This window comes from Paenibacillus sp. PAMC21692 (assembly GCF_014303795.1).
GTDB lineage: Bacteria > Bacillota > Bacilli > Paenibacillales > Paenibacillaceae > Pristimantibacillus > Pristimantibacillus agaridevorans.
Genome location: NZ_CP060293.1, coordinates 6,723,297 through 6,737,083, shown reverse-complemented (window position 1 = coordinate 6,737,083; position 13,787 = coordinate 6,723,297). Strand labels below are relative to the sequence as shown.

Annotated in this window: 15 protein-coding genes; 12 read left to right on the top strand and 3 right to left on the bottom strand. The window is 55.0% G+C overall.

Going from position 1 to position 13,787, the window contains the following annotated elements; translation table 11 throughout:
• The first annotated feature begins 2 nt into the window (after positions 1 to 2).
• Positions 3 to 1,499 carry a xylulokinase gene (xylB, locus tag H7F31_RS27460; RefSeq protein ID WP_187101383.1) on the top strand — a complete coding sequence of 499 codons (1,497 nt, stop codon included), beginning with the start codon at positions 3 to 5 and terminating at the stop codon, positions 1,497 to 1,499.
• A gap of 176 nt (positions 1,500 to 1,675) precedes the next feature.
• Positions 1,676 to 2,068 (top strand): hypothetical protein, encoded by a 393-nt coding sequence (locus H7F31_RS27455; RefSeq protein ID WP_261800154.1) that lies wholly within the window; start codon positions 1,676 to 1,678, stop codon positions 2,066 to 2,068.
• A gap of 98 nt (positions 2,069 to 2,166) precedes the next feature.
• Here H7F31_RS27455 and H7F31_RS27450 read toward each other — a convergent pair whose 3' ends face one another.
• Positions 2,167 to 3,441: a BaiN/RdsA family NAD(P)/FAD-dependent oxidoreductase gene (locus tag H7F31_RS27450; RefSeq protein ID WP_187101382.1), complete on the bottom strand. Its 1,275-nt coding sequence runs from the start codon at positions 3,439 to 3,441 to the stop codon at positions 2,167 to 2,169.
• A 108-nt stretch (positions 3,442 to 3,549) separates the two neighbouring features.
• Here H7F31_RS27450 and H7F31_RS27445 point away from each other — a divergent pair, with 108 nt between their 5' ends.
• The 6 genes from H7F31_RS27445 (at position 3,550) to H7F31_RS27420 (ending at position 8,355) form a co-directional block, all read left to right on the top strand.
• Complete coding sequence (locus H7F31_RS27445) at positions 3,550 to 4,476, top strand: alpha/beta hydrolase (RefSeq protein WP_187101381.1); 927 nt, start codon at positions 3,550 to 3,552, stop codon at positions 4,474 to 4,476.
• A 38-nt stretch (positions 4,477 to 4,514) separates the two neighbouring features.
• Positions 4,515 to 6,191 carry an ATP-binding protein gene (locus tag H7F31_RS27440; protein ID WP_187101380.1) on the top strand — a complete coding sequence of 559 codons (1,677 nt, stop codon included), beginning with the start codon at positions 4,515 to 4,517 and terminating at the stop codon, positions 6,189 to 6,191.
• Positions 6,192 to 6,340: 149 nt separating this feature from the next.
• Entirely contained in the window at positions 6,341 to 6,778 is a 438-nt protein-coding gene (locus tag H7F31_RS27435) for a BrxA/BrxB family bacilliredoxin (protein WP_087566114.1), read from the top strand.
• Between the two features lie 10 nt (positions 6,779 to 6,788).
• Positions 6,789 to 7,598 (top strand): ammonia-dependent NAD(+) synthetase, encoded by an 810-nt coding sequence (gene nadE / locus H7F31_RS27430; RefSeq protein ID WP_187101379.1) that lies wholly within the window; start codon positions 6,789 to 6,791, stop codon positions 7,596 to 7,598.
• A 26-nt stretch (positions 7,599 to 7,624) separates the two neighbouring features.
• Positions 7,625 to 8,023: a holo-ACP synthase gene (gene acpS, locus H7F31_RS27425; protein WP_087566116.1), complete on the top strand. Its 399-nt coding sequence runs from the start codon at positions 7,625 to 7,627 to the stop codon at positions 8,021 to 8,023.
• A 62-nt stretch (positions 8,024 to 8,085) separates the two neighbouring features.
• Complete coding sequence (locus tag H7F31_RS27420; protein ID WP_187101378.1) at positions 8,086 to 8,355, top strand: hypothetical protein; 270 nt, start codon at positions 8,086 to 8,088, stop codon at positions 8,353 to 8,355.
• Between the two features lie 91 nt (positions 8,356 to 8,446).
• On the opposite strand, the gene H7F31_RS27415 is transcribed toward H7F31_RS27420, so the two are convergent.
• Positions 8,447 to 8,809, bottom strand: coding sequence for a c-type cytochrome (locus H7F31_RS27415; protein ID WP_187101377.1), 363 nt, complete (start codon positions 8,807 to 8,809; stop codon positions 8,447 to 8,449).
• Between the two features lie 138 nt (positions 8,810 to 8,947).
• Here H7F31_RS27415 and mutY point away from each other — a divergent pair, with 138 nt between their 5' ends.
• The 4 genes from mutY to H7F31_RS27395 all read left to right on the top strand — a co-directional run bounded on the left by mutY (position 8,948) and on the right by H7F31_RS27395 (position 12,465).
• Positions 8,948 to 10,186, top strand: coding sequence for an A/G-specific adenine glycosylase (gene mutY / locus H7F31_RS27410; RefSeq protein ID WP_187101376.1), 1,239 nt, complete (start codon positions 8,948 to 8,950; stop codon positions 10,184 to 10,186).
• A 28-nt stretch (positions 10,187 to 10,214) separates the two neighbouring features.
• Positions 10,215 to 10,865 carry a bifunctional 4-hydroxy-2-oxoglutarate aldolase/2-dehydro-3-deoxy-phosphogluconate aldolase gene (locus H7F31_RS27405; RefSeq protein ID WP_261800153.1) on the top strand — a complete coding sequence of 217 codons (651 nt, stop codon included), beginning with the start codon at positions 10,215 to 10,217 and terminating at the stop codon, positions 10,863 to 10,865.
• 121 nt (positions 10,866 to 10,986) lie between these two features.
• Positions 10,987 to 12,189 (top strand): transglutaminase domain-containing protein, encoded by a 1,203-nt coding sequence (locus tag H7F31_RS27400; RefSeq protein WP_187101375.1) that lies wholly within the window; start codon positions 10,987 to 10,989, stop codon positions 12,187 to 12,189.
• Between the two features lie 15 nt (positions 12,190 to 12,204).
• Positions 12,205 to 12,465, top strand: coding sequence for a DUF6953 family protein (locus H7F31_RS27395; protein ID WP_187101374.1), 261 nt, complete (start codon positions 12,205 to 12,207; stop codon positions 12,463 to 12,465).
• A 71-nt stretch (positions 12,466 to 12,536) separates the two neighbouring features.
• On the opposite strand, the gene H7F31_RS27390 is transcribed toward H7F31_RS27395, so the two are convergent.
• Positions 12,537 to 13,688 carry a conserved virulence factor C family protein gene (locus H7F31_RS27390; RefSeq protein ID WP_187101373.1) on the bottom strand — a complete coding sequence of 384 codons (1,152 nt, stop codon included), beginning with the start codon at positions 13,686 to 13,688 and terminating at the stop codon, positions 12,537 to 12,539.
• Between the last annotated feature and the right edge of the window lie 99 nt (positions 13,689 to 13,787).

Sequence of the window (13,787 nt, the reverse complement as noted above, 5' to 3'; positions counted from 1 at the left end):
ATATGAGTTACGTGATCGGAATCGACCTCGGCACCAGCGCGGTCAAAGCGCTTCTTGTGAACAAGGAGGGGACGGTTGTCGCGGAAGCTTCGCGCAGTTACCCGCTCTATCATGAGCGCTCCGGCTGGAGCGAGCAGCGGCCCGAGGATTGGGTGGACGCGACGTATGAAGCGCTGCGCGAGCTTGCTGCCAATGAAAACATCGATGCCGGCGCTATCGAAGGCATCAGCTTCTCGGGACAGATGCATGGATTGGTGCTGCTGGATGGCGAAGGCAAGCCTGTTCGCAACGCCATTTTGTGGAACGATACACGCACGACGGAACAGTGCCGGGAGATCGAGCGGGTGCTTGGCGACAAGCTGCTTCGATTGACTCGCAATCCCGCATTGGAAGGGTTCACGCTGCCCAAAATATTGTGGGTTCGAGAGAACGAGCCAGCTTTGTTCCAATCGGCCGAGTCATTCCTCTTGCCGAAGGATTATGTACGGTATCGGCTGACCGGACATCGCCATATGGATTATTCCGACGCGGCGGGCACGCTGCTGCTTGAAGTAGCGGAGAAACGCTGGAGCGATGAGGTGCTGAAGGCTTTCGGCTTGCCGACAAGCTTTCCGCCTCCTCTTGTGGAATCTCATGAGCTGACGGGCACGCTGCTGCCGGAAGCAGCAGAGCGTTCCGGTTTAAACGCAGACACCAAAGTATTCGCAGGCGGGGCGGACAATGCTTGCGGCGCGATCGGGTCCGGCATTCTGTCGGAAGGTCTGACGCTGTGCAGCATTGGTACGTCGGGCGTCATTCTCTCTTACGAGGATGACAAGTCGAAGGACTTCGGAGGCAAGGTCCACTTCTTCAACCACGGGAAGGAAGACTCTTTTTATGCCATGGGCGTAACTCTTGCGGCGGGCTACAGCCTCAGCTGGTTCAAGAAAACGTTCGCGCCTGGAGAGTCCTACGACGAGCTGCTGGCCGAGGTTGGCGAGCTGCCGCCGGGAGCCGGCGGTCTGCTTTTCACGCCGTATCTGGTCGGCGAACGGACGCCCCATGCGGACTCGTTGATCCGCGCAAGCTTCGTGGGCATCGACGGCTCGCATGAGCGCAAGCATTTTGCCAGGGCGGTTATGGAGGGCATCACCTTCTCGCTAAACGAGTCCGTAGATATGTTCCGCAGCGCCGGCAAGAAGGTGGAACGCATCGTCTCCATCGGGGGCGGAGCGCAGAATCCCGTCTGGCTCCAGATGCAGGCCGACATCTTTGGCGCGACGGTTGTATCGCTGGAAAATGAGCAGGGACCGGGACTTGGAGCGGCCATGCTCGCAGCTTATGGATGCGGCTGGTTTGACAGCCTGGAGGCATGTTCCGCGGCGTTCGTGAAGTACGCATCGGAATACGTTCCGAACCAAGAGGCAACGAATGCATACGTTGGCCTGTTCCGTGCCTATCAGCAAGTTTACGGCGCGACGCGCGAGCTTAACGAAACGCTCGCTGCATACCGGGCGTAAGAGCCGAGGAAAGCCCCGACGAATGATAAGCAATAAGCCGTTTGATTCCCTGCGATCAGGGAACCAACGGCTTATTCGCGTTTTCCGAGCATCAGGCAGGCATGATTTACACGTGATTTGGCATTCTAAAAGAAGGAAATGACCAATTACAGCTACACTCGGAAGGAAGATGCAGGTTGTCCCACTTATCGGCGATAATGTTCGACTTCAGCGATAGCAGCAGCGCCGCGATGGCTCGCGAATTGCTGCTGGAGCTTGGCTACGATCCCGTTATGCATCATGAAAGCCGCATGCATATTCATGTGGAGGGAGGCGACTTGACGTCGGCTCTCGAAATTGCGCAGGCGCATGGCGGGCAACTCGTAGAACAAGCTCATATTGCCGAAGAAGCCGTGACCAGCTCTGCCTACGCGCTGGATGCAATCACTATTCCCGCCCATGTCGTCAATGAGGATTGGATAGACGCGGAGGGGGCTCGCAACAGGGATCAAGACAGCGTTATGACGAGCGAAGAACTGCTGCCTGACGACGGAAGCTACAATCATTTTTCGGGCGACGTCCACATCTAGGCCGGCATGCCGTCCCGCTCATATGCGGCGAAAGAAGAGGGCTCCCCTTAACCTTGGTTCCAAGGTCGAGGAGAGCCCTCGCTCGTGCATGTCGATCTTTACCGTGCCAGCTCCATGGCCCTCTCGGCCGCGTGCCTTCCGGCGTTATACCCGGTCGTGAACGCGGCTGTTATATTGTAGCCGCCCGTATAACCGTGGATGTCCAGCACCTCGCCGCAGAAGTACAGTCCGGGCATCAGCTTGGACTGCATCGACCTTGGATCGATCTCCTTTAGATGCACGCCTCCGCCCGTCACGAACGCTTCTTCGATCGACAACGTCCCGTTGATGCGTACCGGAAATGCCTTGGCAACCCGCGCCAGCGCAAGCCAAGCTCCCTTGGGAATGTTATCGTACGTGATATCGTCCCGCAGCCCGGACTTGAGGAACATAATAGGCAGCATCCGCTCCGGGTAATAACCCTTCAGGACGTTTTTTATCGTTTTGCGGCTATCGGCCTTGCACAGGGCCAACGTCTCGGAGAACAGCTCATCTGCTGTCCGCTCGGGCATGAGATCGATAATAGCTTTTACTTCGCCGCCGCCGTTTTTTCGCAGTTCCTTGACGACGAATCCGCTGCACCGAAGCGCGATTGGACCCGACAGGCCGAAGTGGGTGAAGATCATATCGCCTTCATGCCTGATAATGGGTTTTTCCTTGGCGTTTAAGATCGTCAGTGCGACGTTGCGAAGAGAGAGCCCCTGCAGCTCTTTGCCGAGAATGAAAGAGGATCTCGACGTAAGCGGCACCTCGGTCGGGAACAGCTCCGTAACGGTGTGTCCGGCTTCCTCCGCCCACGCGTATCCATCTCCCGTCGAACCCGTGTGAGGAACGGACTTGCCTCCCACGGCGACAATGACGCTGCCTGCTTTAATAATCTCCTTGGTTTTCAATTGCACCCCGACTGTTCTGCCGCCCTCGTATAACACGCGTTCTACCGGACTATTGACCCGGATATCTACGCCTAGCGATCGAACTTTGTTTACTAACGCATCGACAACCGTCTTGGCTTTATCGGTAATGGGGAACATGCGGCCGTTGTCTTCTTCTTTAAGAGCAATGCCCAGTCTCTCGAAAAAGTCCATAATATGCCGATTGCTGAAAACGGCAAGCGCACTGTGCAAATATTTGCCGTTCCCGGGGATATGCTTTATTAATTCGTCCAGCTCTTTGGCGTTCGTCACGTTGCATCGCCCCCCGCCGGAAATGCCGAGCTTCCTGCCAAGCCTGTCCCCTTTGTCCAGAAGCAGGGTTTTCGCGCCCGATTCTCCGGCGGATACGGCAGCCATTAATCCCGACGAACCCGCGCCCACAATGATTACATCGTAACTCATATCTATTCTCCTAACGATTATTCATAATAACCAAAAAAGGCTCTATTCACGACGGCCGTTTACAGTATAATTTAATTATTATACATGAATGCGAGGGGCTGTAACAGGATGAGTCAACGTGGCAGCTATAACGATAGGGATGATGTGCAGCAAGGCATAACAGATGATGAAATCGAAGCTTCGGATAAGGTTCGTCGAACGGAGTGGAGAGTGCTCGGTACCGGCGTAAACGATTTATTTGTGCGCGAATGGCTGCCTGCCGCAGGCAAGCCTAAAGCAGTCATCTGTTTGGCCCATGGGCACGGCGAGCATGGCGAACGGTATGCGCATGTTGCAAAGGAGCTGGCGGCAGACGGATACGCCATTATCGCCTACGATCATTACGGCCACGGCAGATCGCAAGGAAAGCGGGGGCATATGCTGTCTATGGAGGCGGCGATCGCCGATCTTACGTTGATGCTAGAGCAATGCGCGAAACGCCATGTCGAGATCCCGATCTTCTTGTACGGTCACAGCATGGGGGGAAATATCGCGTTAAATTGCGCGATCCGGACTAAACCTGACCTTGCAGGGCTTGTGCTGACAAGCCCATGGCTAAGACTCGCCTTCAAACCTCCTGCAGTAAAAGAATGGCTCGGGCGCAGGTTGGCGACGTTCTGGCCCGCGCTGCCGATGTCCACTGGACTGAAGGAGGAAGACCTGTTCCGACAGAACGGTACGGAAGCGTCCAGATCCCGATCCATGAAGGGGGATCCGCTGAGTCATACCACTATTACGCCAAGGGCATTCACCGAAATTCAGGATGCCGGCGAGTGGGCGATCAAGCACGGCAACGAGCTTCATGTACCCCTTCTACTTCTGCACGGAACGGCAGACAGGGTAACCTCGTACGCCGCAAGCAAGGAGCTGGCGGATGGAATGAGGGAGGGCTGCGACTGGAACTCGTGGCAGGATGGACTTCATGAACTGCATAACGATCTTCAAGGCGGAGAGGCCATCGCCTGTATTAAGGCATGGATGAACGACAAATTATAGAAAGCATTATACGTCGTCGATAAGGAGGCCTGCCATCTTTGCTGAAGGACTTATTGCTGCAATTCTTCTTATCGGTCCTTCCTATCTTCGCGTTTCTGCTCTGGCACGACAAGGAGCGGGGCTGGAAGGGCTTCAAGCCATTCATCGCGATTGCAAGCGGCGTAGCCATGGTGATGTGCGCGCTTACAACTTCGCTTGTTTTTGACTATGACGTCGATTATCGCACGGTTCCGTTTCTGGTGGGATCCCTGTACGGAGGCTACAGAGCTTTCGGGGCGCTTTTTGTCCTCTGCGTGCTGTTGAGGCTGCCGACGCTGGACAATTATTACGAATTCGGCGGTTTTATTATTTCGCTGCTCGTATTTTCCATCATGCTGCTGACGGTCATTCGGAAATTTGAGAACGCCTCCAGCGTTAGCAAGGAGCGGATGGGCCTCGTCATGGTAGGAATCGTGGCGCTGGTTCGTATCGTGCTGACCAAATATTATTCGGACGCGTATCAGATGGAATGGACCTTGTTGGCAGGCTTCGAAGTAGCATTGTCGATAGTAGGCTTGCTGCTCGCATTTTGGCTGTCGATCTATATGATCGAGAGCATCAAGGAGAAGCAGCAGCTCTACGACGAAGTAGGTCAGCTGTCTGTCAGCTACGGAAACGAGGTGCAGAAGCTGCAGCAATTTATCGATAACGCGCCTCTGGCTGTACTCATCGTGGACGGAAACGGCTTTATAACCCATGCCAATGAGGAATCGATCAAGCTGCTTGGCTTCAAGGAGGAATTCCGAGAGGTGGCCAGGCTCAAAAATACGCCGTTTCCGGAAGCTTTCGATCCGCAGCGAATGAAAGAAGGCGCCGATCTGCTGCACAAGGCGCTGGATGGCATGGATACGCCCACTTTGTCGATCGATGACGAAGGTTGGACGCTTATTCTGACGACCCTTACGCTAAGGGAGATGGAAGACAATCGGATTACGGGAGCAGCGCTAATTGCCAGCGATATTACAGAGCTTAGACAATTGCGCGACGAACGGGGCAGGATGGAGCGCCTCAGCCTGGTTGGTCAAATGGCAGCCAGCATTACGCATGAAATCCGCAATCCGATGGCGGTTATTCGGGGCTTCGTTCAGTTGATTCAAGAGCGCAGCCCCCAGAGTCAATTCGAATATTTCCGAATTATTATGGAGGAGCTTGATCGCGCTAATCTCATTATCAGCGACTTTCTATCGCTTGCGCAAAACCGGGAGCTCAAGATGGAGAGGGCGAATCTGCATCACACTATCAACGATCTAGTCCCGCTGATTAGCGCCGATGCCAATCTGCGCGGTCAGACGCTGGAAATTGACTTATGCGAAGATATGCCCGATATGCTGCTTAATGACCGAGAAATGAAGCAACTGTTGCTTAATCTTGCACGCAACGGGATGGAGGCGATGGGAGACAAAGGAGTTTTGCGCATACATACGGCCTGGACGGCCGAGGAGGTTAGAATTCATATTGCTGATGAAGGGGTCGGTATTCCCCAGGACAAGCTTGACCATCTGTTTGAGCCTTTCTATACGACCAAGACGCGCGGAACCGGTTTAGGCTTGCCTTTATGCCTGAGCATTGCAGAACGACATAACGGTCGCATAGAGATACAGACCCGGGAAGGAGAAGGAACGACGTTTGTCGTCTCCTTCGACATAAGGGAAAGCTCAGGCGGACATGCTAAGTAGCTTAGCGGTCCTAACCGGCCTCCCATTTAGAATAGTCTCAGCCGCTCATCATGAAGCTGGCAACCGGAGCAAGTGCTCCGGTTGCTTTATTTTCGTAAGGAGCGTTATAATAGTAGCAAAAATCACCACAATATAAAGGAGTGTTCATTATGTCTATGTCATTCGAACGATACATGCTGGATATGGTTCAACCGATGCGGGACGACTTAACGAAATTGGGTATCAAGGAGCTTCGCACGCCCGAAGAGGTCGAAGAGAACGTTCCGGGCGCAAGCGGTACGGCGCTGATCGTCATTAACTCCGTATGCGGCTGTGCGGCGGGACAATGCCGTCCCGGCGTGGCTGATGCGCTGAATCATGAAGTGACGCCGGATCATCTGTTCACGGTATTCGCCGGTCAGGACAAAGAAGCGACGGCTAAAGCCCGCGAATATTTTGCGCCGTATCCGCCATCCTCGCCTTCCATCGCCTTGATGAAAGACGGAGAACTGGTGCACTTTATCGAACGTCACCAAATTGAAAATCGTTCCGCTGCGGATATCGCGGCAGATCTGACGGATGCCTTCGACAAATACTGCACGAAATAGGAGCTAAATGATGAGCCTACAACAACAAATCATCGAACGATTCGGCGTTAAGCCGACTATTGATCCAGCAGCCGAAGTGCGTAAGCGCGTCGACTTCCTGAAGCAATACGTGTTGAAATCCGGCACGTCCGGACTGCTGATCGCGATTAGCGGCGGCCTCGATAGCGCTGTCGCTGCGGGATTGTGCAAGATCGCGACGGACGAATTGAGCGAAGAGTCGGGCAAGGAATATTTGACGTTAGGCGTCTTTCAGCCTTACGGTGACCAATCCGACATTGCGGACAGCTATGCCGTAGCGGCTGCATTTGATCTTCGTTATAAGGCCGAGACCAATATCGAAGAAGCTGTTGACGAGATTGCCCTGGAGGTCGAACACAGCTTCAAGCAGCTAGGCATTCCGCGGCATATTAGCCGAGGCGGCAAAGGCAACGTGAAAGCGAGAACGCGAATGGTCATGCAGTACGCCCTCGCATTCGATCTGAATTTGTTGGTCGTGGGCACCGATCACGCTTCCGAAGCCATTACGGGCTTCTATACGAAGTGGGGCGATGGTGCGGTCGACATTACTCCGCTCAGCTCGCTCAACAAGCGTCAGGTTCGCCAGATCGCCGCTCATATCGGCGTACCGAAAAGCGTGCTGGACAAAGCGCCTACCGCCGGTCTATGGGACGGTCAGACGGATGAAGGCGAGCTTGGTATTTTATACGACGACAACAGCGCGTATCTCGAAGGCAAGCAAATCTCCCAGGAAGTCCGGGAGAAGCTGGAAAAGCAATATTTGAAGACGGAGCACAAGAGGTCCGGAATTCCGGGTATTTAGGTGCACATACATTCGGGGGTGTTGCCTTGATTATTGGAATCGGACACGACCTGACGGATGTGCTGCGCGTCGAATCGCTGCTGGACGGTGAACGTGGCGAACGATTTCTAAAGCGCGTGTTGACGGATGGCGAGCGGGAGCTGGCGAAGTCATACGCAGGGGCCCGCCTGCATCAATTCACGGCGGGCAGATTCGCGGCGAAGGAAGCCATCTCCAAAGCATTCGGCTGCGGAATCGGCGAACTCCTTGGCTTCCATGACATTGATATTTACCGAAACGAGGACGGCAAACCGATATGCGGATTGTCGGAGGAAGCCTGGACAAGGCTTGGGCTTAATCCCGAATATATCGAGATTCACGTCACGATTACGCATGAGCGCGCCATTGCTTCGGCATTTGTCGTCGTGGAGAGGATAAAGCGGTAACCTTCCGCCCATACTTGGAATGTAATGTTACAAGTATGATGCGGAAGGAGTTGCTTATGCTTATGACTAACGGTCAGAAGATCGGCAACCTTGGTCCCGAGACGAAACGCAGATATAAATCCGGACAAAGGGTTCAGTTCGAAGGCATATACCACGATGAGTGGGGCGGGTCATTGCTGCTGCTGCCAGGCGATGTGTTCCCAATGCATCCGCATATGGGACATACTTGCTGGACCTACAAAAGGACATATGCACCGTCCGCGCGATTAGAGAAAGCTTCGAATCGAAGCGGTCGGCATACCGCTGCGCGAAGAGCCGGTTTCCTGGACTAAGGGAGGCCGGCTTTTTTTGTGTTTTGAGAAATGATGTAACCCTCAAGAAGTCTTTGCGCTTACGGAGTTGGCCACTCCAGTTGCCAACCCGTTACTGTTTCCCGGCCAGCCATCCGGCGAGCCCCTCGATCTCTTCTTCCGTTAACTGCTTGCCGAATGCAGGCATCATGCCGTCATCGCTCCCGTCCCTGATTCGCGAAGCAATATCAGCAACGGAGAGTTTTGCTCCTATTTGCTGCAAATTCGTCTTCTCGCCTACACGTCCCTGCAGCTCGCTCCCATGACAAGAAAGACAGCGCGATTGGAACAGCGCCGCCGTCTCGGGCGGGGCGTCGCTTAATGCTTTGCTTGTCTTCGAGCCCTGCATCGGGCCGCCGCAACCGGCTAATATAGCAAGCAGCATTACGCATGACGACACTGCAATTATTTGTTTATTTCCCAGACCGGGTTTCATCTCGGCCCCTCCTTCGACATCTAGCATATTGGAAAAGTGGACTTTTCGGCCAACCTCTAATAGAGTATAGTCAAAGACGAATGGATGAAACAACCCCTGCGTATAACAGACGGGGCATTAGGAAGGAACGGCACAGCTATGACTCAAACCGAATTACAGGATGCAAAAACATATTTCAGCACAGAACTGCTAGCCTGGTACAGGCTTCAGAAGCGAGACTTGCCTTGGAGACAGAACCAGGATCCCTACCGGATATGGGTGTCCGAAATTATGCTTCAGCAGACAAGGGTGGATACCGTCATTCCTTATTATCAGGCATTCATGGCGCAATTCCCGACCGTGCAGGCTCTTGCCGAGGCGCCGGAAGAAGAAGTGCTCAAGCGCTGGGAGGGGCTCGGTTATTATTCGCGCGCCCGCAACTTGCAAGCTGGCGCGAAGATGGTGATGGAGCAGTACGGCGGCGTTATTCCGGACAGCCATGAAGCCGTATCCGGCTTGAGAGGCGTTGGCCCGTATACGAGCGGGGCCATCATGAGCATCGCGTTCAACCGTCCGTATCCGGCGGTTGACGGCAACGTAATGCGCGTCTTGTCCAGATACTTCTGTCTCGATGACGATATCGCCAAGCCGGCTACGCGAGTCGGAATTGAAAAGCTTGCGGTCACTCTCATACCAGAAGGAGCCGCGGGTGATTTCAACCAGGCGCTAATGGAGCTTGGCGCGTTAGTCTGTACGCCCAAGTCGCCAGGCTGTCTGACCTGCCCGGTCATGGAGCATTGCGCGGGCCGGATTGCGGGCAAGGAGACGGTGCTGCCGATCAAGACGAAAGCAAAGCCTCCACGCGACGAATACCGGGTCGTCGCGATCGTGGAGCAAGAGGGCAAGGTGCTCGTAAGGCAGCGTCCCCGCACGGGGCTGCTGGCCCAGATGTGGGAACTCCCGCATGTGCTGCTGCCAGACACGGCTAAGGCGATGTTCGCCGCTGATGCACCGAAGAAGCAGCCATACATGGCGGAGGCACTGGTACGGGAGACGGAAGAAGCTTCCGGATTGTTCATTCGACCGCAAGAATGGGTAATGGATGCCGAGCATGTGTTCAGTCATATTCATTGGCGGCTGAGGGTGTTCGGAGCAGATCTGGGGCTAATCGGATTCCCGGGTTCAATGGATAGCCGCGGAGGCGGCGGAGATATTGCGGCTGAGTCCTTATCCGCCTATACAACGTCGACAACGACGAGTACTATGACGGAGAGCGTGGAGCCAACGTTCGCTGGTCAGGATGGCATGACATACCGATGGATCGGTAAGGCCGATATGGAAAAGCTGCCGTTCCCGAATGTTTTCATTCGCATTCTTGGACAATATTGGGGAGTTTAAAGGATTATAACGAATGGGGGAATGAATGATGGGAAATGCAACATCAATAAACGAGATGCTGGAGAAGCTGCTGGAGCACAAGATTGTAGCTATTTTGCGCGGAATTGAGGACGACACGGCCGATGGAGCTGCCGAGGCGCTTATAGAGGGCGGAATACGGCTAATGGAAGTTACGATGAATACCGCCGGAGCGACGACCATTATCGAACGCTGGCGCACGAAATATGGAAATGCCGCATCCATCGGAGCGGGAACCGTTCTGGATGTCGACTATGCAAAGCGTGCAATCGATGCGGGGGCGCAATTTCTCATCTCGCCAAACCTCGACGAAGAGGTGATCGCCTACGGTCATGAACGCGGAGTCGCGGTTTGGCCGGGAGTTATGACCCCGACGGAAATCGTAAAGGCGCTGAAGGCCGGAGCTCGCGCAGTCAAGCTGTTTCCTATGGGCACGCTGGGCATTGGTTATCTAAAGGAGATCAGAGGCCCGCTAGACGCCGTTCCGATTATGGCAACGGGCGGCGTGGACTTGAGCAACATTAGAGATTATTTCGCGGCGGGAGCGAATGCGGTCGGGATGGGCGGCAAGCTGATCTCGCTGGATTGGGTGAAGGAAGGCAAATTGGATCTCGTGACGGAGCGGGCTCGTCAGTTCACCGAGGCTGTACGGGACTTATGAATACTGCCGCCACTTACCAAAGCCATGGCTTGCGAATCTCGATCAATTGAACCCTTCCGAGTATGAAACGGTCATACAAGCCATATGATGGAAGGAAGAGAGCAAGAGCAAGGAGGCGGGTATGCGAAACGTAACGTCGAGACTTCTGGTGTTGGCCATAATTATACTGGCGGCTTATAGTCTGGAGCTGAAGCTGGATCTGTTTCCCTCCATATCGGATCCGGACGAGCCGGTCGCGGCCGTAAGCAAGCAACAAGTGAAGTTGAATACGCTGGACGGAACGGTCAAGGAGTCGTCCGTCGCCGGGGAAGGCCCTTACGACAAGCTGGAGCTGGAATTGGCCGCGGGATTTCAAGCCCGTTCCGGGCAATTCTCCGTCACCTACACGGGCAATCGGAAGCAACTGTCGGATAATATGACGGACATTATTCGGTCAGCGCTTATGCATGACGATTATTCCGCCTATATTCTGGAGTCCTATCTGTATACGATCAGGAGCTGGGGCAACAAGTCGACGATTGCCATAGAAGCGAAGTTCCGCGAGACGAAGGAGCAGTCGGCCGAGGTCGACGCCCATGTTGAAGCTACGCTGGCGAAGCTGATAACTCCGGGCATGAACGATCATGAGAAGGTCAAGGTGATCCATGACTGGATCGTTACGCATGTAGAATACGATCAGTCGCTCTCTTATTACACCGCATATGAGGCGATTACGCTTGGTACGGCTGTCTGTCAAGGTTATTCGCTTCTGGGGTACAGGATGCTGGAGAAGGCGGGATTGGAAGTGCGGATCGCCGAAGGGACCGTCAATACGGGAGAACATGCCTGGAACATGGTCAAGCTCGACGGGATCTGGTACCACCTCGACTTGACTTGGGACGATCCGGTTGGAGCCGAGCCGGGTTCTCCGATTCGTTACAGCTATTATTTGAAAACGGATGAAGAGCTTCGCCTCGACCATGGGTGGACGCGCGAATATCCGGCGGCTGAAAACGTTTATGCGGACGCCTTGCAGGCGATGGAGAACGGCGGCAACGGCGAGCAAGCCCGTCTAGCGGCGAAGCTTAAGCTTGCTATCGGACTTCACTGGCTGGAAGAGAAAAATACGGTGCGCGGCAAGGACGCGCTTAAGACGACGATCGCCGGCGCCATCCACGACGGGGCAGGCAGCCTGCAATTCCGTTATACGGATGCGGACGGCTTTCCCGCAGCGCTAAAGGAAGCTTTCGATGATGCCCCGGTGGCTGTCGGCTATCGGGCGAGCTACGAGCCTTACGCCGGCGATGATTCCTTAATTGTCAATATCCAACTGGAATACCCTTGAGAGGCAGGAATAGACATGAGCGATAATCACGCGGTGGCGGACGAAATTGCGTTATGGATGTTCAATGAACTAAAAAATGCGGGGATCTTGTATCAAGCAGCTGCCGTTGAGCACATTACGTCTCGTTATGGCGAACAGTATATTTACGTAAACGACAATGGTCATGCTTCCATCGACAAGGAAGTCAAGAAGGCGTTCAAGAAGCTGCATGGCGGCAAAGCGGCTTGGGATCGGGACGCGTTTTTTTGGGGATGGACGTCGGCGATTCGAACTTAACTGACAGGCAACAGCAACAAAACCGTCTGCCGACTCCGGCAGACGGTTTTGTGTCTAAAAACTTCAGGAGTTTAACCCTGACCGCCTCGCGCTGCCGTCATTTGCTGCCATACGGAACCGGCAGCCTCTTCGCCGCGCAGGATGCGCTCCAGCGCAATCTGCGCCTGCAGCTGGATCTCGAATTCGGGATCCTTCGCCGCCTCCTTGAGAGCCTCCACGGCCGTCTCGTCGCCTGCCTCGTACAAGAAGCGGGCCGCGCGCCAGCGCACGAGCTTGTTTTTGTCGCCGAGCGCCTTGATCATAGGTCCAATCGCGGCGGGATCTCCGAGATCGGACAAGGTGTCGCCTGCGGTGCGGCGAACGGAAGCAGAAGCGTCCTGTAGCGCTTCGAACAGGAGCGGCATCGCCTCCGGCGACTTAAGATCGCCGAGGTAGATGACGGCCAGCCTGCGCACGGACGCATTTTCGTCGCGTATCGCCCGGTCCAGCAGCGGCAGCCCTTCCGGAGCGCTGACATAACGGTCCAGAGCGGCATAGCGGCTTTGCCAGTCCGGAGCGCCAAACGCCTCAGTCGCTTCCTCCAGGCTGAGCGGAGCAGGACGGGGAGCGACGGGCGCCGATTCTTGTCCGTCCGTGCCGGCTGTTCGCGCTGCTTCTACCAGAGCGTCCAGCCTGTCATCGGTATAAGACGCGTCCAACTCGCGCACAATCTCCGCGGCTATCTCTTCGGGCTCGCCGTACCTGACGCCGAATTCCTCCAGCATCCGTTCGCGAATCATGGAGGAGCCCGCCGCCCGGCCTACCGCTTCTCCGAATTTATCGGGCAGCGCCGAACGCGTCTCTCCGTCGTTCATCCGCACTCGCACTTGCATAGGAATGCCTCTGTACATCTGAACCAGCACTTGAGCTTCACCGTACCCGGAGCCCATGCCTTTGCCTGTGTCGGTACCGTCGGCCGGGATGCCGTCGCCTTGCAACAGCTCGCGGGCTTCGCCTAATATTCGGGCCCAGTCGGCGCCCGGCTTCCTGTCGAGCGCAATAAAGTCGGCCGTGCGGAACACGCTGCGCACCCCGTCAATCCGCAACAGTTCGTTATAGGGATGAGGCGCGGCATCCGCCTCCTTGACGGTATATGTTAATCTTCTTCCGCGCGCCAGCGACTCGTCTACATTGAGCTTCATGGAGTTTGGGCTTGGCGTCGGTTCTATCGACAATAGTTTCATAAACGCGTACCTCCTTTCCTCCTACTATACCACGCATGGCATCGATTTTCTAAAAATGGCATGGAATACCGACTCAAATTGGGCTTGTTATGAAGAAAG